This window comes from Microbacterium maritypicum (assembly GCF_008868125.1).
Lineage (GTDB): Bacteria > Actinomycetota > Actinomycetes > Actinomycetales > Microbacteriaceae > Microbacterium > Microbacterium maritypicum.
Genome location: NZ_WAAQ01000002.1, coordinates 660,787 through 674,286, shown reverse-complemented (window position 1 = coordinate 674,286; position 13,500 = coordinate 660,787). Strand labels below are relative to the sequence as shown.

Genomic DNA, 13,500 nt, shown 5'->3' with positions numbered 1-13,500 from the left:
CGCTCAGCGTCCGACAAGACCCGTGCGGTTGATGAGAACGTCGAGCGCCTCATCCACCGCGGTCATCACTCGGGCTGCGGCCTGGTAGGCGGTCTGGTAGGTGAGCAGGCTGATCGTCTCCTCGTCGCCGTCGACGGCGGCGACCGACTGCTGTGCACCGACGGCGGCGACCGCTGCGGAATCGGAGAGCTTCGCGCGCTGCACATCGGCCGCGGTCGCGACCCCGAACCGGGTGACCTGATCGGACCAGAGCGCATCGGGAGAGCCTGCACGCCGGCCGATCTGGGAGATCAGGTCGGCATTCGTCGCATCCAGCGGTCCCGCCCCCGGTGCGGCGAGTGCGAGCTCGGCCGCCGTGGCGACGGCGACCTGGAGACCGAGCGCTGCCGACCCGGTGCCCGGGACGGTGAAGAAGTCCCCGCCGGCCTGGCCCGTGGAGGTCACACCCGCGCGGTGCTGGGTGTTCATCGCCTCGGCGAGCGCCGTCGCCACCTTGTCGTAGGTCACCGCGAGTCCCGCGAGCATGCCGCCGTCGGCTGCCGGTGCGAGCACCGAGAGCGAAGCGCCGAGCTCGCCGCCGTCGATCGAGACGGGAAGATCGGGCGCGGATGCCCAGGAGAGACTGAAGCGTTGACCCGAGTCGATGGACGCCGGCCCCGTGAGCACGAGATGACGGGAATCGGACCCGGAGACCAGTGCGTTGCCGCCGAGGCGGACGGTCATGGTGCCGTCGCTCTCGATCGTGGCCGCCGCGCCCGACATCCTGGCGACGTTCTGCGCGAGGACGCTGCGCTGGTCCATCAGCTCGTTCGCCGAGCGGCCGGAGGCGAGGGCGTCGCGGATCTCGTCGTTGAGCACCGCGATCTGGTCGGCTGTCGCATTCACCTGCGAGACCGTGCGGTCGGCGGAGTCACGCGCGTTGGTCCACTGCGTGGCGACGTTGCGGTATCCGCCGGCGATGTGGGAGGCGAGCTCCTTCGCCGATTCCAGGATGCTCGATGCCGCGGCCCCCGAATCCGGGGTGTTCGCGAGATCCTGCCAGCCGGACCAGAACTTCGACAGCCGGGCTGCGAGCCCGTTCGCGGTGGGCTCGGCCAGCGATGCCTCGACGGTGGTCGCCGCGACCGCCCTGGTGGACCAGTAGCCCGAGGCGCCGAGGGCGTCGCGCACCCTGGCATCGAGCAGCGCGTCGCCGAGTCGCGCGACGCCGTCGATCGAGACGCCGTGCCCGGGCAGGGCGCCGACGCTGAACCGTCCGGTCTGGGCGATCGCGGCGACCGCCGAGGTCGTCACGCGCTGCCGCGTGTACCCCTCGGTCTTCTGGTTGGCGATGTTCTGCCCGACCACGTCCATCCCGCGCCGCGCGACGGCCAGGGCGCTGGCCGCCGTGTTCAGTCCACTGAAGGTCGACATGATCCCCTCTCGGTCACATCTCGGTGTCGATGATGCGCGCGGCGTCGTCGCGGGCGCGGTCACCCTTGGTCGTGTACTCGCCGGTGTCGTGCCCGAGTGCGGCGATCGTCTCCTGCGTGGCGCGGAGCACTCCGCTGAGCTGCTCCGCGTTGGCGTCGCGCATCTGCTCGACCTCGGCGGCGAGCTTGGTGAGCGCACGCAGATGGTCGGCGAAGACCTCCTGCCATGCCCCTTCGGGCGCGTGCTCGATCAGTTCGCGAATGGTCGAGACCTCGGGAGCCCCCCACTCCTCCGCGACGGTGGCGACCTCGACGGTGCGGGCGAGTCCCGCGCCGCGCAGCCTGTCGAGGACCTGATCGATCTCCCGCGCGGCAAACTGGATCCATTGGGATCGGCCGGCGGCGAGAAGCAGCTGCTGCTCGTCGAGCTTGAACAGCAGCATCTCGAGCAGTTCACGCTCGCGCCACAGCTGTATCGATAGTTCGTTGGCTCCCATGATCCCCTTTTCCCCAGTGATCGCCACGCCTGGCAACGCGGCCAAAGGTCACTATCGGCCAGCGCTCGCCTAACGTTACTATGTGGAACGGCGATGGGCAGTTCTCCCCATGTACAGATCACAATAAGTGTGATATATGCATCTGTCCTTCTCCTTGGAACTTCCGGAGTGCATCCAGAGAGGTGGATCATCCCCCATGTCGTCGCGCGCTGAGCGCAATCTGCTCATCGAGAGCAACCTCCCTCTGGTCGGATACCTCGCCGCCGAGACCCACTCCCGAGCCACCCACATCCCCCGCGACGAACTCGCCGCCGTCGGAGCCCTCGCGCTCGTGACCGCCGCCGAAGCCTTCGACCCCGAACTCGGCGTGCCCTTCGGCGCCTACGCCCGTCGCCGCATCCTCGGGGCTTTCGCCGACGAGATGCGCTCGATGGACTGGGCGTCGCGCGGCATCCGCAAGCGCATCAAGGAGACCGTCGCCGTGCGCGACGCCCTGACCGCCGGCTTCGGCAGGACGGCGACGGCCGCCGAGGTCGCCACGGCGATGGGCGTGCCGAAGGACGTCGTGATCGAAGCGCTCGGCGATGCCGCCAGGACCCTGACGACGCTCGATGAGCCTTCGGCACGTGATGTCGCCGCGGAGATCCCCCTCCCCGAGGAATCGGCACTGGTCGGCGAACGGCGCGAAGTGCTCGAACAGGCCGTCGCCGCCCTTCCCGAGCGCATGCGCCGCATCGTGCTGGCCGTCTACTTCGACGAACGCCCCGTCAAGGAGATCGCCGAGGAGCTGGGGGTGACGCACTCCGCGGTGTCGCAGCAGCGTTCGGAGGCGATCCGACTCCTGCGCGACGCCCTGGATCGATACTTCGCCGAGGGCTCGACACCGGCTGCCACGACCCGGGTCTCCCTCGCCGCCCGCGAGGCGTACTTCACCCGGATCGCCGACGGCGCCGGTTCCCGGATCGCCGGCGCCTTCCGAGAATCGGCCGCCGTCTGAACCGATTCCCCGCGCGGACGGCTAACGCGAGCGCACTCTCCGCCGATAGGTGTGACCGGGAGACCACGGATGGTCTCCCGCACAACACCATTCACGGAGGAGAACCCTTATGGGTATGCAGATCAGCACGAACGTGTCGGCACTCAACGCCTACCGCAACCTGTCCAACACGCAGAACGACGTGTCGAAGTCGCTCGAGAAGCTCTCCAGCGGCTTCCGCATCAACCGCGCGGCCGACGACGCGGCGGGCCTCGCGATCTCCGAGGGCCTGCGCTCGCAGGTCAACGGTCTGAACGTCGCGGCACGCAACGCCCAGGACGGCATCTCGGTCATCCAGACCGCGGAAGGCGCCCTGACCGAGGTCCACTCGATCCTGCAGCGCGTTCGCGACCTGACCGCTCAGGGTGCGAACGACTCGAACAACGCGAAGTCGCGCGACGCGATCCAGAAGGAGATCAACACCCTCGGTGATGAGCTCACCCGGATCGCCGGCAGCACGAACTTCAACGGCATCAAGCTGCTCTCGGGCGGCGACACGCTGACGTTCCAGGTCGGTGCGGGCTCCGTCGCCGCCGAGGACCAGATCTCGGTCGCCCTGACCGACTTCGCCACCCTCGGTGCCGACATCAAGACGCTCGCGGCGACCATGACGGACGCAGCGACGTACGGCACCGCGCTGGCCGGTATCGACACGCAGATCCAGGCGGTCTCGACCGCACGTGCCGGCTACGGTGCGCTGCAGAACCGCTTCGAGTCGACCATCAACAGCCTCAACGTGTCGGCGGAGAACCTCGCCGCCGCCGAGAGCCGGATCCGCGACACCGACATGGCGTCCGAGATGGTCAAGTTCACGTCGAAGAACATCCTGTCCCAGGCAGGTACGGCGATGCTGGCCCAGGCCAACCAGGCCAACCAGGGCGTTCTCCAGCTCCTGCGCTGAACCACGCCATAGGGTCCGGGCGCCCACCGGCGCCCGGACCCTGTCCGCCCCCGACACGGAAAGGCGATCATGTCCCTCTCACTCGACGGACTCGTCTCCGGCCTGAAGACCACCGAGGTCATCAAGGCGCTGATGGATGTCGCGGCCATCCCCCGTTCGCTGCTCAAGGCGAAGATGGACGACAAGAACGGCGTCGTCACCCAGCTCCGGACGCTGAACACCGCGGTGCAGAACCTCGCCACGGCTGCAGAGAAGGCCGCGACGCGCGACGGGCTGGCCCGCTTCACGACCACGTCGTCGTCCCCCACCGTCACCGTCGCCACCCGCACCGGCGCCGCTGCGCTCTCCGCCGACATCGTCGTCGACAAGGTCGCCAAGAACCACACCATCGTCTCCGCCGTCTCCACCGGCTGGCCCGCAGACCCTCCCGTGATCACCCTGGAGAACGCGAAAGGCGAGCGCCGGCAGGTGACGGCTGACTCCTCCTCGATGCAGGACGTCGCACGTGCGGTGAACGAAGCCGGCTTCGGGATCGTCGCCACCGCCGTTCCCGCCGGGCGCGATGCTGCCGGGAACATGCAGCACCGCCTGCAACTGCGCGCCGCCGATTCCGGAGAAGCCGGACAGTTCCGCGCCTACAGCGCAGACATCGCCGCCGTCGCGGCGGGCACCGCCTCCGACATCTCCACCGAAGCGGGAGCAGCCGTGATCGATGTCGGCGCCGACGCCCAGGTGCGGCTGTGGGCCGGCACCAGCGCCGAGCAGGTGCTGACCTCATCGAGCAACACCTTCACCGACCTGTTCGACGGTGTCGACGTGACCGTCTCCGCTGTCTCGACCGCCCCCGTCACCATCGGCGTCGCGGTCGACACCGCTGCGCGCACCAAGGCCTCCGCCGACTTCATCGCCGCGGTCAAGGACATCCTGACCCGCATCGACAACGGCTCGAAGGCCACCGTCGCCGCCAAGCAGGGAGACAAGACCACGCTGGGCGTCTTCACCGGCGACAGCGCGGTCCGTGGGCTCCGAACGGCCATCGCCGACGCGGTGCAGCACCCGGTGAACGGTGTCTCCCCCTCGACGATCGGCATCTCGACCGACATGTACGGCGTGCTGAGCTTCGATGAGGAGAAGTTCGCCGAGGCGCTCGCGAAGGACCCGGACGCCGTCGCCGGGTTGTTCTCCGACATCGCCTCGCGTGTGCAGGACACCTCGAAGGTCTACTCCGACAAGTACGACGGCCTGCTCACCACACGCATCACCGGGCAGGAGAGCGAGGTCAAGGGTCTCGGCGAGCAGATGGAGCGGTGGGACGTGCGTCTCGCGCAGCGCAAGTCGACCCTCGAGCGCACCTACGCGCGCCTCGAGGTCATGCTGTCGCAGCTGCAGTCGCAGTCCTCGTACCTGTCGTCGCAGATCGCCGCCCTGCCGGGCTCGAGCTCGAACTCGGGGAAGTGAGCATGAACGCCGCCCTGCGTGCCCAACAGCGCTACCGCGACGACGCCGTGCTGTCCGCACCGCCCGAGCGCCTGGTGACGATGCTCTACGACCGTCTCCTGCTCGACATCGAGCGCGGGGAGAGTGCACAGCGCTCCGAGGACTGGGAGGAGGCCAACGCCCAGCTCCAGCACGCACAGGCGATCGTCTCGGAACTGTCGTCATCGCTCACCGACGAGTGGAGCGGCAGCGCCGGCCTGCGCTCGCTGTACGTGTTCCTCTCGCAGACCCTCATCGGAGCGAACATCGGTCGCGACCCCGAGCGCACGCGCGCCTGTCATGAGATCATCGCCCCGCTGCGGGAGGCGTGGCACGAGGCCGCCCGCACTGTCGCCGAGGCGCGATCGTGAGCCTCGACGAGTGGACCGCGATGCTCGACCGGCTCGAACAGGACGCCGGACGGATCCTCGCCGCCGCCCCCGGCACCGCTGCCGACACCGACATCGCCCCGTGGACCCCGCCGACCACACCGCTGCCCGCCGCTCTCGCCGACCGCGCCAGGCACGTCGTCGAGCTCCAGCGTGCGGCGATGGAGCGCACACGGGCCGACCTCGACGGCCTGCGTCAGCACCTGGGCGCCGTGAGCCGGATCCCGAGCACCCGCCGCCCGGAGGAGCCCGCCTATCTCGACGTCGACGGGTGAGACCGCTCTCTAACATCGCGGAAGATCCTGCCGATAGAGCAGGGAGAGCACGGATGGCTCGCAAGACTCGGCCATGGATCGGCCACACCAGCCACACACGGGGAGCCGGTTCGTGTTCGATTCTGTGACCATCAACGCGCTGACGAGCGCGCTCGACGGCCTCGCGCAGCGCCAGCGCGCGATCTCCGACAACATCGCCAACATCAACACTCCGAACTACCACGCCAAGCGTGTGCAGTTCGAAGAGGCGCTCGCACGCTCGATCGATGCGGGCGACGGTCGGGTCGGCGCGACGGTCGGCACCTCGCTCGAGCCCACGCGCCTGAACGGCAACAACGTCAACCTCGACACCGAGACGCTTTCCAGCATCGACACGATGCTGCGCTACCAGTTCGCGACGCAGGCCGTGAACGGCTCGTTCACATCGATGCGCACCGCGATGAGGACCTCATGACCTTCGATGCGATCGGCATCGCCGGCACCGGACTGACGGTGCACCGCAAGTGGCTCGACGCCATCAGCGACAACATCGCCAACATCAACACCGCCGCTCCGAGCGACGGTGCGGCGTTCCGTGCCCGGTACATCCTCGCCCAGACGAGCGATCAGTCGCCCGGCGTCTACGTGGCCGGCACCGCGCAGGGCAGCGCGCAGGGACGCCTCGTGCACCAGCCCGACCATCCCCTCGCGGACGCGGACGGCTACGTGCGCTACCCCGATATCGATCTGGGTGACCAGATGAGCCAGCTCATCCTCGCCCAGCGCGGCTACCAGGCCAGCGCGGCCATCGTGGACCGCGCACGCAACTCCTACGAATCCGCCCTGCAGATCGGACGCAGCTGATGGCCTCACTCGCCGGCATCGAAGCCATCTCCTCCGGGTTCACGCTCTCAGCGCCCGCCCCCGCATCGGCGAAGGCCACCGACGACACCGCCTTCGCGAGCAGCGTCACCGGTGCCATCGACGAGCTGCGGTCGCTGCAGTCCGAGTCGGACACGCTCAAGGTCGCCGCAGTCACCGGCGACCTCGATGACATCCACTCCGCGATGATCGCGTCCTCCCGCGCGGCCGTCACCCTCGAACTCGTCGCCGCCGTGCGCAACAAGGGCGTCGACGCGTTCAACGAGATCATGCGGATGCAAGCCTGATGCCCCAGGCCGTCACCAACGTGTTCCAGCGGATCGGGCGCGTGATCGCGGGCTTCTCGCTCGCGCAGCGCACGATCGCCATCATCGGCGTCGCCGTGCTCGCGCTCGGGATCGTCGCCCTCTCCAGCTGGCTCAGCCGCCCGACGTACACGCCGCTGTTCTCCGGGATGAGCGCCTCGGATGCGAATGCCGTGGTCGAGCAGCTGCGGTCCTCGTCGGTGCCCTACGAGCTGGCCGACGGCGGTGCGACGGTGCTCGTCCCGGAGAAGGACGTCTACGACCAGCGACTCGCCGCCGCGTCGGCAGGGCTCCCCGGCAGCAGCTCCGGCGGCTACTCGCTGCTGGACAAGATGGGCGTCACCACGAGCGAGTTCCAGCAGTCCGTGACCTTCAAGCGCGCGATCGAGGGGGAACTCGCCGCGACGATCTCATCGATCAAGGGCGTGACGGCGGCATCGGTCCAGCTCGCGATCCCCGAGGAGAGCGTCTTCGTCTCGGAGACCGTCGACCCCACCGCCTCCGTGTTCGTGGAGACCTCCGGCAGCTCGACGCTCTCGCCGAAGCAGGTCGAGGCGATCGTGCACCTGACCTCCGCAGCGGTGAGCGGCATGAAGCCGGAGAACGTCGCCGTCGTGGACCAGAGCGGTCAGACCCTCTCGGCCGCGGGAGTCGGGACCACCGGCGGCATCGACCAGCAGGCGAGCGACTACGAGGCGCGCGTGACAGCGAACGTGCAGCAGATGCTCGACACCGTCGTCGGACCGGGCAACGCCAAGGTGACCGTCGTCGCCGAGATCGACCACTCCGTCAACGAGCGCGTCGAAGAGACCTACACCCCGGCCGAGGGCGCTCCCCCGCTCACCGAGCAGACCAGGACCGACACGCAGAACGGCTCCAGCTCGAATGCCGGAGTGCTCGGCCCCGACAACATCGCGGTTCCGTCGGCCGACGGCGACGGCACCTCCGAATCCACGGAGACGTCGAAGACCAACGCGGTCAACAAGAGTACGCAGAGCACCTCCACGCCGGCCGGATCCCTGCTTCGTCAGTCGGTCTCGGTCGCGGTCGATGCGGGGGCGGGCGGCGATCTGAGCACGGCGCAGCTGAGCGACCTCGTCGAGACCGCGGCCGGGATCGACACCGACCGCGGCGACTCGATCGCCGTCGAGCTCGTGTCGTTCAACCAGACCAGCTCCGAAGCGGCGCAGGCCGCCCTCCAGGCTGCGAAGGACGCCGAGGGCGCCGAACGCCAGGCCGTGCTGCTGAACACCCTCATCATCGCCGCCGCGATCGCCATCCCGCTGCTCGCCGCCCTCGCCGCCCTGATCATGCGTGCCCGCCGACGCAGCAGCGCCGACAGCGAGTTCGAGCAGCTCTTCGGCGCCCGCCCGCCCGCGCTCTCCGCCCTCGACGCCGGGGCGACCGCGGCGATCGATCAGTCGCCGACCACGCCGCTGGCGTTCCTCGAGACGGCACCCGACCCCGAACCGGAGCCGGCGCCCGAGCCCGCGCAGGTGAGTCTCGAGCGCCGCCGCGCGGAGATCGACTCCCTCACCCGGCAGGACCCGAAGCGCACCGCCGACCTGCTGCGCACCCTCATCGACGACAGGCAGCAGGTATGACCGGACTGACCGATCGGCAGACGGCGGCCGTCGTGCTCATGAACCTCGATCGCGCACAGGCCATCGAGGTGATGAAGCACCTCTCCGAGTCCGAGGCGGAGGCCGTCGCCGCCGAGATCATCGACCTGCAGAACCTGGATGCGGCGACCACCGCGCAGGCTCTCGGGCAGTTCCACCGGATCGCCTCCGGACACCTGCCACCGGCCCGTGGCGGCCGCGACATCGCCGCGGGACTGCTGGAGGCGACGTTCGGCGCCGAGCGCGCGGCTGCCGTGCTGGGCAGGGTCGGTTCGTCCTCGATGAACTCCTCCTTCGAGTTCCTCGGCTCCGCCGACCCTGCGCAGCTGGCGACGCTGCTGGACGGCGAGCTCCCGCAGACGGTCGCCCTCGTGCTCGCCCACCTGCCGACCGACCGCGCCGCAGCGGTCCTGGCCGCGCTTCCCGACCCCACGCGCACCGACGTCGCCCACGGGATCGCGACGATGGGGACTGCGTCGCAGGAGGCGATCTCGATCGTGGCCGATGCGCTCAAGGCTCGGACCGGGACCTTCGCCGCACGCGACACCCCCGAGGTGCTGGGCGGGGTGGAGCCTCTGGTCGAGATCATCGCCCGTTCGGGAGCCACGGTCGAGAAGGCGCTGCTGGCGAGCATCGAAGACAGGGACAGCGCGCTCGCGGAGGACATCCGCTCGCGCATGTTCACCTTCGCCGACATCGTCAAGCTCGACGACCGCGACACCCAGCGCGTACTGCGGGGCATGGACATCCGCTCGCTCGCGCTGGCACTGAAGGGCGCGCACCAGCCGATCGCCGACCTCATCCGCCGCAACGTCTCCGAGCGCAACAGGGAGAACCTCGACGAGGAGGCCCGCACGCTCGGCCCCGTGCGCGTGTCGCAGGTCGAAGAGGCCAGAGCCGAGATCGTCCGCACGATCCGCGCGCTCGAAGCGGCCGGGGACATCACGGTGCAACGCGCCGACGAGGACGAGTATGTCTACTGACGCGTTCTCGCCGGTGCTGTTCCCGCGTCTCGACGGACGCGAGGGCGGCGAGGAGCATGCCAGGGCGCGGATGCGCGGCTATGCCGACGGACACGCGGAGGGCTTCCGTGCCGGCCGCGCCGAGGCCGAGGTCGCGCAGCGCACGGCGGAAGAGGCCAGGACCGCCCGCGAGGCGGCTGCGGCTCGGGAGCTCGAGAACGCTGTAGCGGCGCTGCACGCGGCCGCACGTTCGCTGGGCGATCGGGAACGCGAGCTGACCACCGCCGCGCACGACCAGGTGGTGCGCTGTGCGATCGAGCTCGCCGAGCTGATCGTCGTCGGCGAACTCTCCGACGCCGGAGCCTCCGCCGCGGTTGCCGCCCGGCGCGCTCTCTACGGCGCCGACCCCGCCGAGATCCGCGAGGTTCGACTGCACCCGGACGACCTGCGCACACTCCGCGAATCCGCCGACGACCTCGCCGGGATCGCCCTCGTCGCCGATGACGCCCTCGACCGGGGCGACGCCGTCGCGGTCCTGGCCCACGGTCGCATCGATGCCCGTGTCGCGGGCGCGCTCGAGCGCGCCCGCCACGCCGTGGTCGGCGCATGAGTGTCTGGGCGGCGGTGCGCGAAGCGGTGCGGCCGGAGCGCATCGGCGAGGTGTCGCAGGTGCGCGGACTGAGCGTGCAGGTGCGCGGCCTCGAGGGCGCGGTCGGCGACGTCGTAGCACTCGACGGCGTGGATGCCGAAGTCGTGGCGATCGGCGAGGGTGGACTGCGCTGCATGCCGCTCGCCCCCGTCGCAGGTCTCACGGTCGGCGCCCCCGTGCGGTCACGCGGAGGGGCGCTGCGCGTACCGACCGGTGCTGCTCTGCTCGGACGGGTCCTCGACGGCCTCGGCCGGCCGATCGATGGAAAGGGACCGCTGACGGGCGCCGTCCCGGTGAGCCTCGACCACGCGCCGCCGTCGATCATGGGCCGCGACCGGATCGACTCACCGCTTCCGCTGGGCGTGCGGGCCCTGGACACGCTCGTCAGCGTGGGCCGCGGCCAACGTGTCGGACTCTTCGCCGGGTCAGGGGTCGGAAAGTCCTCCCTGCTGTCGATGATCGCGCGCGGCACCGAGGCGGAGGTCACCGTGATCGCCCTCGTCGGCGAGCGCGGTCGCGAGGTGCGCGAGTTCATCGAAGACGACCTGGGACCGGAAGGGCTCGCCCGCTCCGTCGTCGTGGTCTCGACATCGGACCAGCCGGCCATGGCGCGCATCCGTGCGGCGTACACCGCCACGAGGATCGCCGAGGCCTTCCGCGACGACGGGGCCCACGCCATCCTCATGATGGACTCGCTGACCCGCGTGGCGATGGCGCAGCGCGAGATCGGGCTCTCGGCCGGGGAGCCTCCTGCCACCCGCGGCTATCCTCCTTCCACGTTCTCGCTCCTGGCGGGACTGCTCGAACGGGCGGGCACGGACACGCGCGGCTCGATCACCGGCATCTATACCGTGCTCGTCGACGGCGACGACCACAATGAGCCGATCGCCGACACCGTCAGGTCGATCCTCGACGGACACGTCGTGCTCGATCGCGCACTCGCGCTGTCGGGTCACCATCCGGCGATCGATGTGCTCGGCTCCGTGTCGAGGGTGGCCGGCAAGGTCACGGGCCCCGAGCGCAGAGCGCACGCCGCCACGCTCCGAGCCGTGCTCGCGGCCCGTCGTCGTGCGAACGACCTGATCGACATCGGCGCCTATCAGCCCGGAGCGGACTCCCGCATCGACGCGGCGATCGCCCACGAGAGGGCGATCAGCGCCTTCCTCACCCAGCCCCTCGACGAGACGAGCGAGATCGGCGAATCGTGGCGCCGACTCGACGATCTCGTCGCCTCCTTCGAAGGAGTGTCATGACGCGGTCCTTCTCCCTGGCCGGACTCCTGCGCGTGCGCGAGATCCAAGAGCGCGCGGCCGCCCAGCGGCTCTCCCGCGCGGTGATCGACGCCCAGCACACCGAGGCCCGCGACCGGTCGCTGCGCGCGCACCTGTCGGGCGTCGGGAGCGAGGCCGTCGATGTGCGCTCCCTCGCCGCCCTCGCCGCAGCCAGAGTGGCCGGCAGAACCCTTCTGGCCGATCTCACGACCCTCTCGGAGCTGCAGGAGCAGACGGTCGATCTGGCCCGAACGGAGCACGCGGAGGCGAGGCGGGCGATGCGCGGACTCGACCGTCTCTCCCAGGCGCACGCCCTGCAGGTGCGGACGGCCGAGCTGCGGGCCGAGCAGGCGGAGCTCGATGAGATCGGTTCGCGCATCCGTGCGGAGGGCCAGGCATGACATCTCTCGGCATCGTGGACCTGCTCGATCCGCGTGTCCAGCGCGCAGCGGCTTCCCCCTCGCCCTCCCGGCAGATCACGCCGGGGGCCGCGGCCTTCGCCGACGTGATCCTGGACGCCTCGCGCGTCGACGCCGACGCCGTGGAGGGGACGTTCGCCGGAGCATCGACGGAAGGCGACACCGCGGATGCCGCCCCCGCTGCTCCCTCCACCCCGGCCACGAACATCCCGCCGGCGATCGTTCCCCTGCCCGAGCCGACTTTCGTGCTCCCCGTGAGCGCGGTCGTGATCGGCGACGCCACAGGCGAGGTGCCCGCCGCGGCGATACCGGCCCCACAGAGTGCCGATGCGGCGGATGCCCCCGAGGGAGCGGTCACGGTCGTGGCAGCGGAGTCCGCCGCATCCGCCGGTTCGATCGGAGCACCTGCCGCTGTCGCGGGAACGACCGCACCGGCCAGCCCCGTCGAGACTGCCCCCGCCCAGCCCGCGGTCTCCGAGACGACGAGAAGCCTCCCACTCGCGACGACGACGACTTCCGCCCTCGATGCCCCGACCCCTGCTGCTTCGCACTCCGCCGGGCCCACGGCGACGGGCGTGCTCGGCACGGCGGAGCCGGCCCTGCCCCGGACTGCCTCGACGGCCTCCCGCATCGGCGTCAGCAGTGGTCCGATCAGCGGGATCCCCGTCGTCGCAGGAGCGCCGAGCGTCCCCGTCCCGACGGCTCATGCGGGAGCACCGGAGACGGACGCGGTGCCTCCCGCACTCTCCCCGGACGCCCCGACGACCCCGGCGCCCGCGATCTCTGCGTCCGCTCCCGCCCCCGCGGCCTCGGCATCCACCGGTGACGCGCCCGTCCCGCCCGCGGCCGTCGGCAGCACTCCTCCGCCGACGCCCGTCGCCGCCGCAGCCCCGGCCGCTGCCGCCGCCCCACGGCCGGCACTGCTCCCGCAGATCACTGCACCCGTGATCTCGCTCGCGCAGGCTCCGGACGGAGACCACAGCCTCACCCTGACGGTGTCGCCGGAGAACCTCGGTCCTGTGACGGTGCGCGCGCACATCTCGGGTGGGGCCATCCACATCGAGCTGCACGCCCCGAACGACCTCGGTCGCGAGGCGCTGCGTGCGATCCTCGTGGACCTGCGCCGTGACCTCGCAGCCGCGGCACCGCAGGCCTCGCTCCTGCTGTCGACCTCAGACGACGGGCCCGCATCCTCGAACCCGCAGCACTCCGCCCACAACAGCACCGGAGGCGGGACCGGCTCCTCGAACGGTGCCACGACCGGAACGAACAGCGGTGAGCCGGGAGCCGCTGACGCGAGAGGCCGAGACGCAGCACATCCCTCGTCCGGTGACAGAGCGTCCACCGACCTGACATCGCCGACCGATCCGGCATCCCCCGCCCCCCTCATCTCGCCGCACGGCGGCATCGACGTCTTCGCCTGAT

Annotated in this window: 16 protein-coding genes; 14 read left to right on the top strand and 2 right to left on the bottom strand. The window is 70.4% G+C overall.

Annotation, left to right across the window (positions count from 1 at the left end; translation table 11 throughout):
* Nucleotides 1-3: 3 nt before the first annotated feature.
* Both flgK and flgN read right to left on the bottom strand, forming a co-directional pair.
* Nucleotides 4-1,413 (bottom strand): flagellar hook-associated protein FlgK, encoded by a 1,410-nt coding sequence (flgK, locus tag F6W70_RS14115; RefSeq protein ID WP_151487064.1) that lies wholly within the window; start codon nucleotides 1,411-1,413, stop codon nucleotides 4-6.
* A 13-nt stretch (nucleotides 1,414-1,426) separates the two neighbouring features.
* Nucleotides 1,427-1,909 carry a flagellar export chaperone FlgN gene (gene flgN, locus F6W70_RS14110; protein WP_151487063.1) on the bottom strand — a complete coding sequence of 161 codons (483 nt, stop codon included), beginning with the start codon at nucleotides 1,907-1,909 and terminating at the stop codon, nucleotides 1,427-1,429.
* 196 nt (nucleotides 1,910-2,105) lie between these two features.
* On the opposite strand from flgN, the gene F6W70_RS14105 reads away from it, so the two are divergent.
* The 14 genes from F6W70_RS14105 (at nucleotide 2,106) to F6W70_RS14040 (ending at nucleotide 13,499) form a co-directional block, all read left to right on the top strand.
* Nucleotides 2,106-2,906 carry a sigma-70 family RNA polymerase sigma factor gene (locus tag F6W70_RS14105; protein WP_151487062.1) on the top strand — a complete coding sequence of 267 codons (801 nt, stop codon included), beginning with the start codon at nucleotides 2,106-2,108 and terminating at the stop codon, nucleotides 2,904-2,906.
* Nucleotides 2,907-3,015: 109 nt separating this feature from the next.
* A complete protein-coding gene (locus tag F6W70_RS14100; RefSeq protein WP_017828255.1) occupies nucleotides 3,016-3,846 on the top strand; it encodes a flagellin N-terminal helical domain-containing protein in 831 nt (276 codons plus the stop codon).
* A 69-nt stretch (nucleotides 3,847-3,915) separates the two neighbouring features.
* Complete coding sequence (fliD, locus tag F6W70_RS14095) at nucleotides 3,916-5,304, top strand: flagellar filament capping protein FliD (RefSeq protein WP_127481957.1); 1,389 nt, start codon at nucleotides 3,916-3,918, stop codon at nucleotides 5,302-5,304.
* Between the two features lie 2 nt (nucleotides 5,305-5,306).
* Nucleotides 5,307-5,693: a flagellar export chaperone FliS gene (gene fliS, locus F6W70_RS14090; RefSeq protein ID WP_017828253.1), complete on the top strand. Its 387-nt coding sequence runs from the start codon at nucleotides 5,307-5,309 to the stop codon at nucleotides 5,691-5,693.
* The gene (locus F6W70_RS14085; protein WP_017828252.1) at nucleotides 5,690-5,986 is read left to right on the top strand and encodes a hypothetical protein; all 297 of its coding nucleotides are present in this window, start codon (nucleotides 5,690-5,692) and stop codon (nucleotides 5,984-5,986) included. The genes fliS and F6W70_RS14085 overlap by 4 nt, the downstream gene beginning before the upstream one ends.
* 112 nt (nucleotides 5,987-6,098) lie before the next feature.
* Complete coding sequence (locus F6W70_RS14080) at nucleotides 6,099-6,440, top strand: flagellar basal body rod protein FlgB (protein WP_021198932.1); 342 nt, start codon at nucleotides 6,099-6,101, stop codon at nucleotides 6,438-6,440.
* The gene (locus F6W70_RS14075; RefSeq protein WP_017828250.1) at nucleotides 6,437-6,829 is read left to right on the top strand and encodes a flagellar basal body rod protein FlgC; all 393 of its coding nucleotides are present in this window, start codon (nucleotides 6,437-6,439) and stop codon (nucleotides 6,827-6,829) included. Before F6W70_RS14080 ends, F6W70_RS14075 begins: the two co-directional genes overlap by 4 nt.
* The gene (fliE, locus tag F6W70_RS14070) at nucleotides 6,829-7,134 is read left to right on the top strand and encodes a flagellar hook-basal body complex protein FliE (protein ID WP_151487061.1); all 306 of its coding nucleotides are present in this window, start codon (nucleotides 6,829-6,831) and stop codon (nucleotides 7,132-7,134) included. Before F6W70_RS14075 ends, fliE begins: the two co-directional genes overlap by 1 nt.
* Nucleotides 7,134-8,756: a flagellar basal-body MS-ring/collar protein FliF gene (gene fliF / locus F6W70_RS14065; RefSeq protein ID WP_055877340.1), complete on the top strand. Its 1,623-nt coding sequence runs from the start codon at nucleotides 7,134-7,136 to the stop codon at nucleotides 8,754-8,756. Before fliE ends, fliF begins: the two co-directional genes overlap by 1 nt.
* Entirely contained in the window at nucleotides 8,753-9,757 is a 1,005-nt protein-coding gene (gene fliG, locus F6W70_RS14060) for a flagellar motor switch protein FliG (protein WP_151487060.1), read from the top strand. Before fliF ends, fliG begins: the two co-directional genes overlap by 4 nt.
* Entirely contained in the window at nucleotides 9,747-10,346 is a 600-nt protein-coding gene (locus F6W70_RS14055; RefSeq protein ID WP_151487059.1) for a FliH/SctL family protein, read from the top strand. Before fliG ends, F6W70_RS14055 begins: the two co-directional genes overlap by 11 nt.
* A complete protein-coding gene (locus tag F6W70_RS14050) occupies nucleotides 10,343-11,638 on the top strand; it encodes a FliI/YscN family ATPase (protein WP_127481953.1) in 1,296 nt (431 codons plus the stop codon). The genes F6W70_RS14055 and F6W70_RS14050 overlap by 4 nt, the downstream gene beginning before the upstream one ends.
* A complete protein-coding gene (locus tag F6W70_RS14045) occupies nucleotides 11,635-12,057 on the top strand; it encodes a flagellar FliJ family protein (protein WP_151487058.1) in 423 nt (140 codons plus the stop codon). The genes F6W70_RS14050 and F6W70_RS14045 overlap by 4 nt, the downstream gene beginning before the upstream one ends.
* Nucleotides 12,054-13,499, top strand: coding sequence for a flagellar hook-length control protein FliK (locus F6W70_RS14040; protein ID WP_151487057.1), 1,446 nt, complete (start codon nucleotides 12,054-12,056; stop codon nucleotides 13,497-13,499). Before F6W70_RS14045 ends, F6W70_RS14040 begins: the two co-directional genes overlap by 4 nt.
* Nucleotide 13,500: the final 1 nt, after the last annotated feature.

Bases quoted from the DNA above. Each gene is read 5' to 3' on its own strand.
- F6W70_RS14075 (WP_017828250.1), top strand. From the start codon at position 6,437: ATGACCTTCGATGCGATCGGCATCGCCGGCACCGGACTGACGGTGCAC.
- F6W70_RS14100 (WP_017828255.1), top strand. From the start codon at position 3,016: ATGGGTATGCAGATCAGCACGAACGTGTCGGCACTCAACGCCTACCGC.
- fliF (WP_055877340.1), top strand. From the start codon at position 7,134: ATGCCCCAGGCCGTCACCAACGTGTTCCAGCGGATCGGGCGCGTGATC.
- flgN (WP_151487063.1), bottom strand. From the start codon at position 1,909: ATGGGAGCCAACGAACTATCGATACAGCTGTGGCGCGAGCGTGAACTG.
- fliE (WP_151487061.1), top strand. From the start codon at position 6,829: ATGGCCTCACTCGCCGGCATCGAAGCCATCTCCTCCGGGTTCACGCTC.
- F6W70_RS14105 (WP_151487062.1), top strand. From the start codon at position 2,106: ATGTCGTCGCGCGCTGAGCGCAATCTGCTCATCGAGAGCAACCTCCCT.
- F6W70_RS14050 (WP_127481953.1), top strand. From the start codon at position 10,343: ATGAGTGTCTGGGCGGCGGTGCGCGAAGCGGTGCGGCCGGAGCGCATC.
- F6W70_RS14040 (WP_151487057.1), top strand. From the start codon at position 12,054: ATGACATCTCTCGGCATCGTGGACCTGCTCGATCCGCGTGTCCAGCGC.
- flgK (WP_151487064.1), bottom strand. From the start codon at position 1,413: ATGTCGACCTTCAGTGGACTGAACACGGCGGCCAGCGCCCTGGCCGTC.
- fliD (WP_127481957.1), top strand. From the start codon at position 3,916: ATGTCCCTCTCACTCGACGGACTCGTCTCCGGCCTGAAGACCACCGAG.
- fliG (WP_151487060.1), top strand. From the start codon at position 8,753: ATGACCGGACTGACCGATCGGCAGACGGCGGCCGTCGTGCTCATGAAC.
- F6W70_RS14055 (WP_151487059.1), top strand. From the start codon at position 9,747: ATGTCTACTGACGCGTTCTCGCCGGTGCTGTTCCCGCGTCTCGACGGA.
- fliS (WP_017828253.1), top strand. From the start codon at position 5,307: ATGAACGCCGCCCTGCGTGCCCAACAGCGCTACCGCGACGACGCCGTG.
- F6W70_RS14045 (WP_151487058.1), top strand. From the start codon at position 11,635: ATGACGCGGTCCTTCTCCCTGGCCGGACTCCTGCGCGTGCGCGAGATC.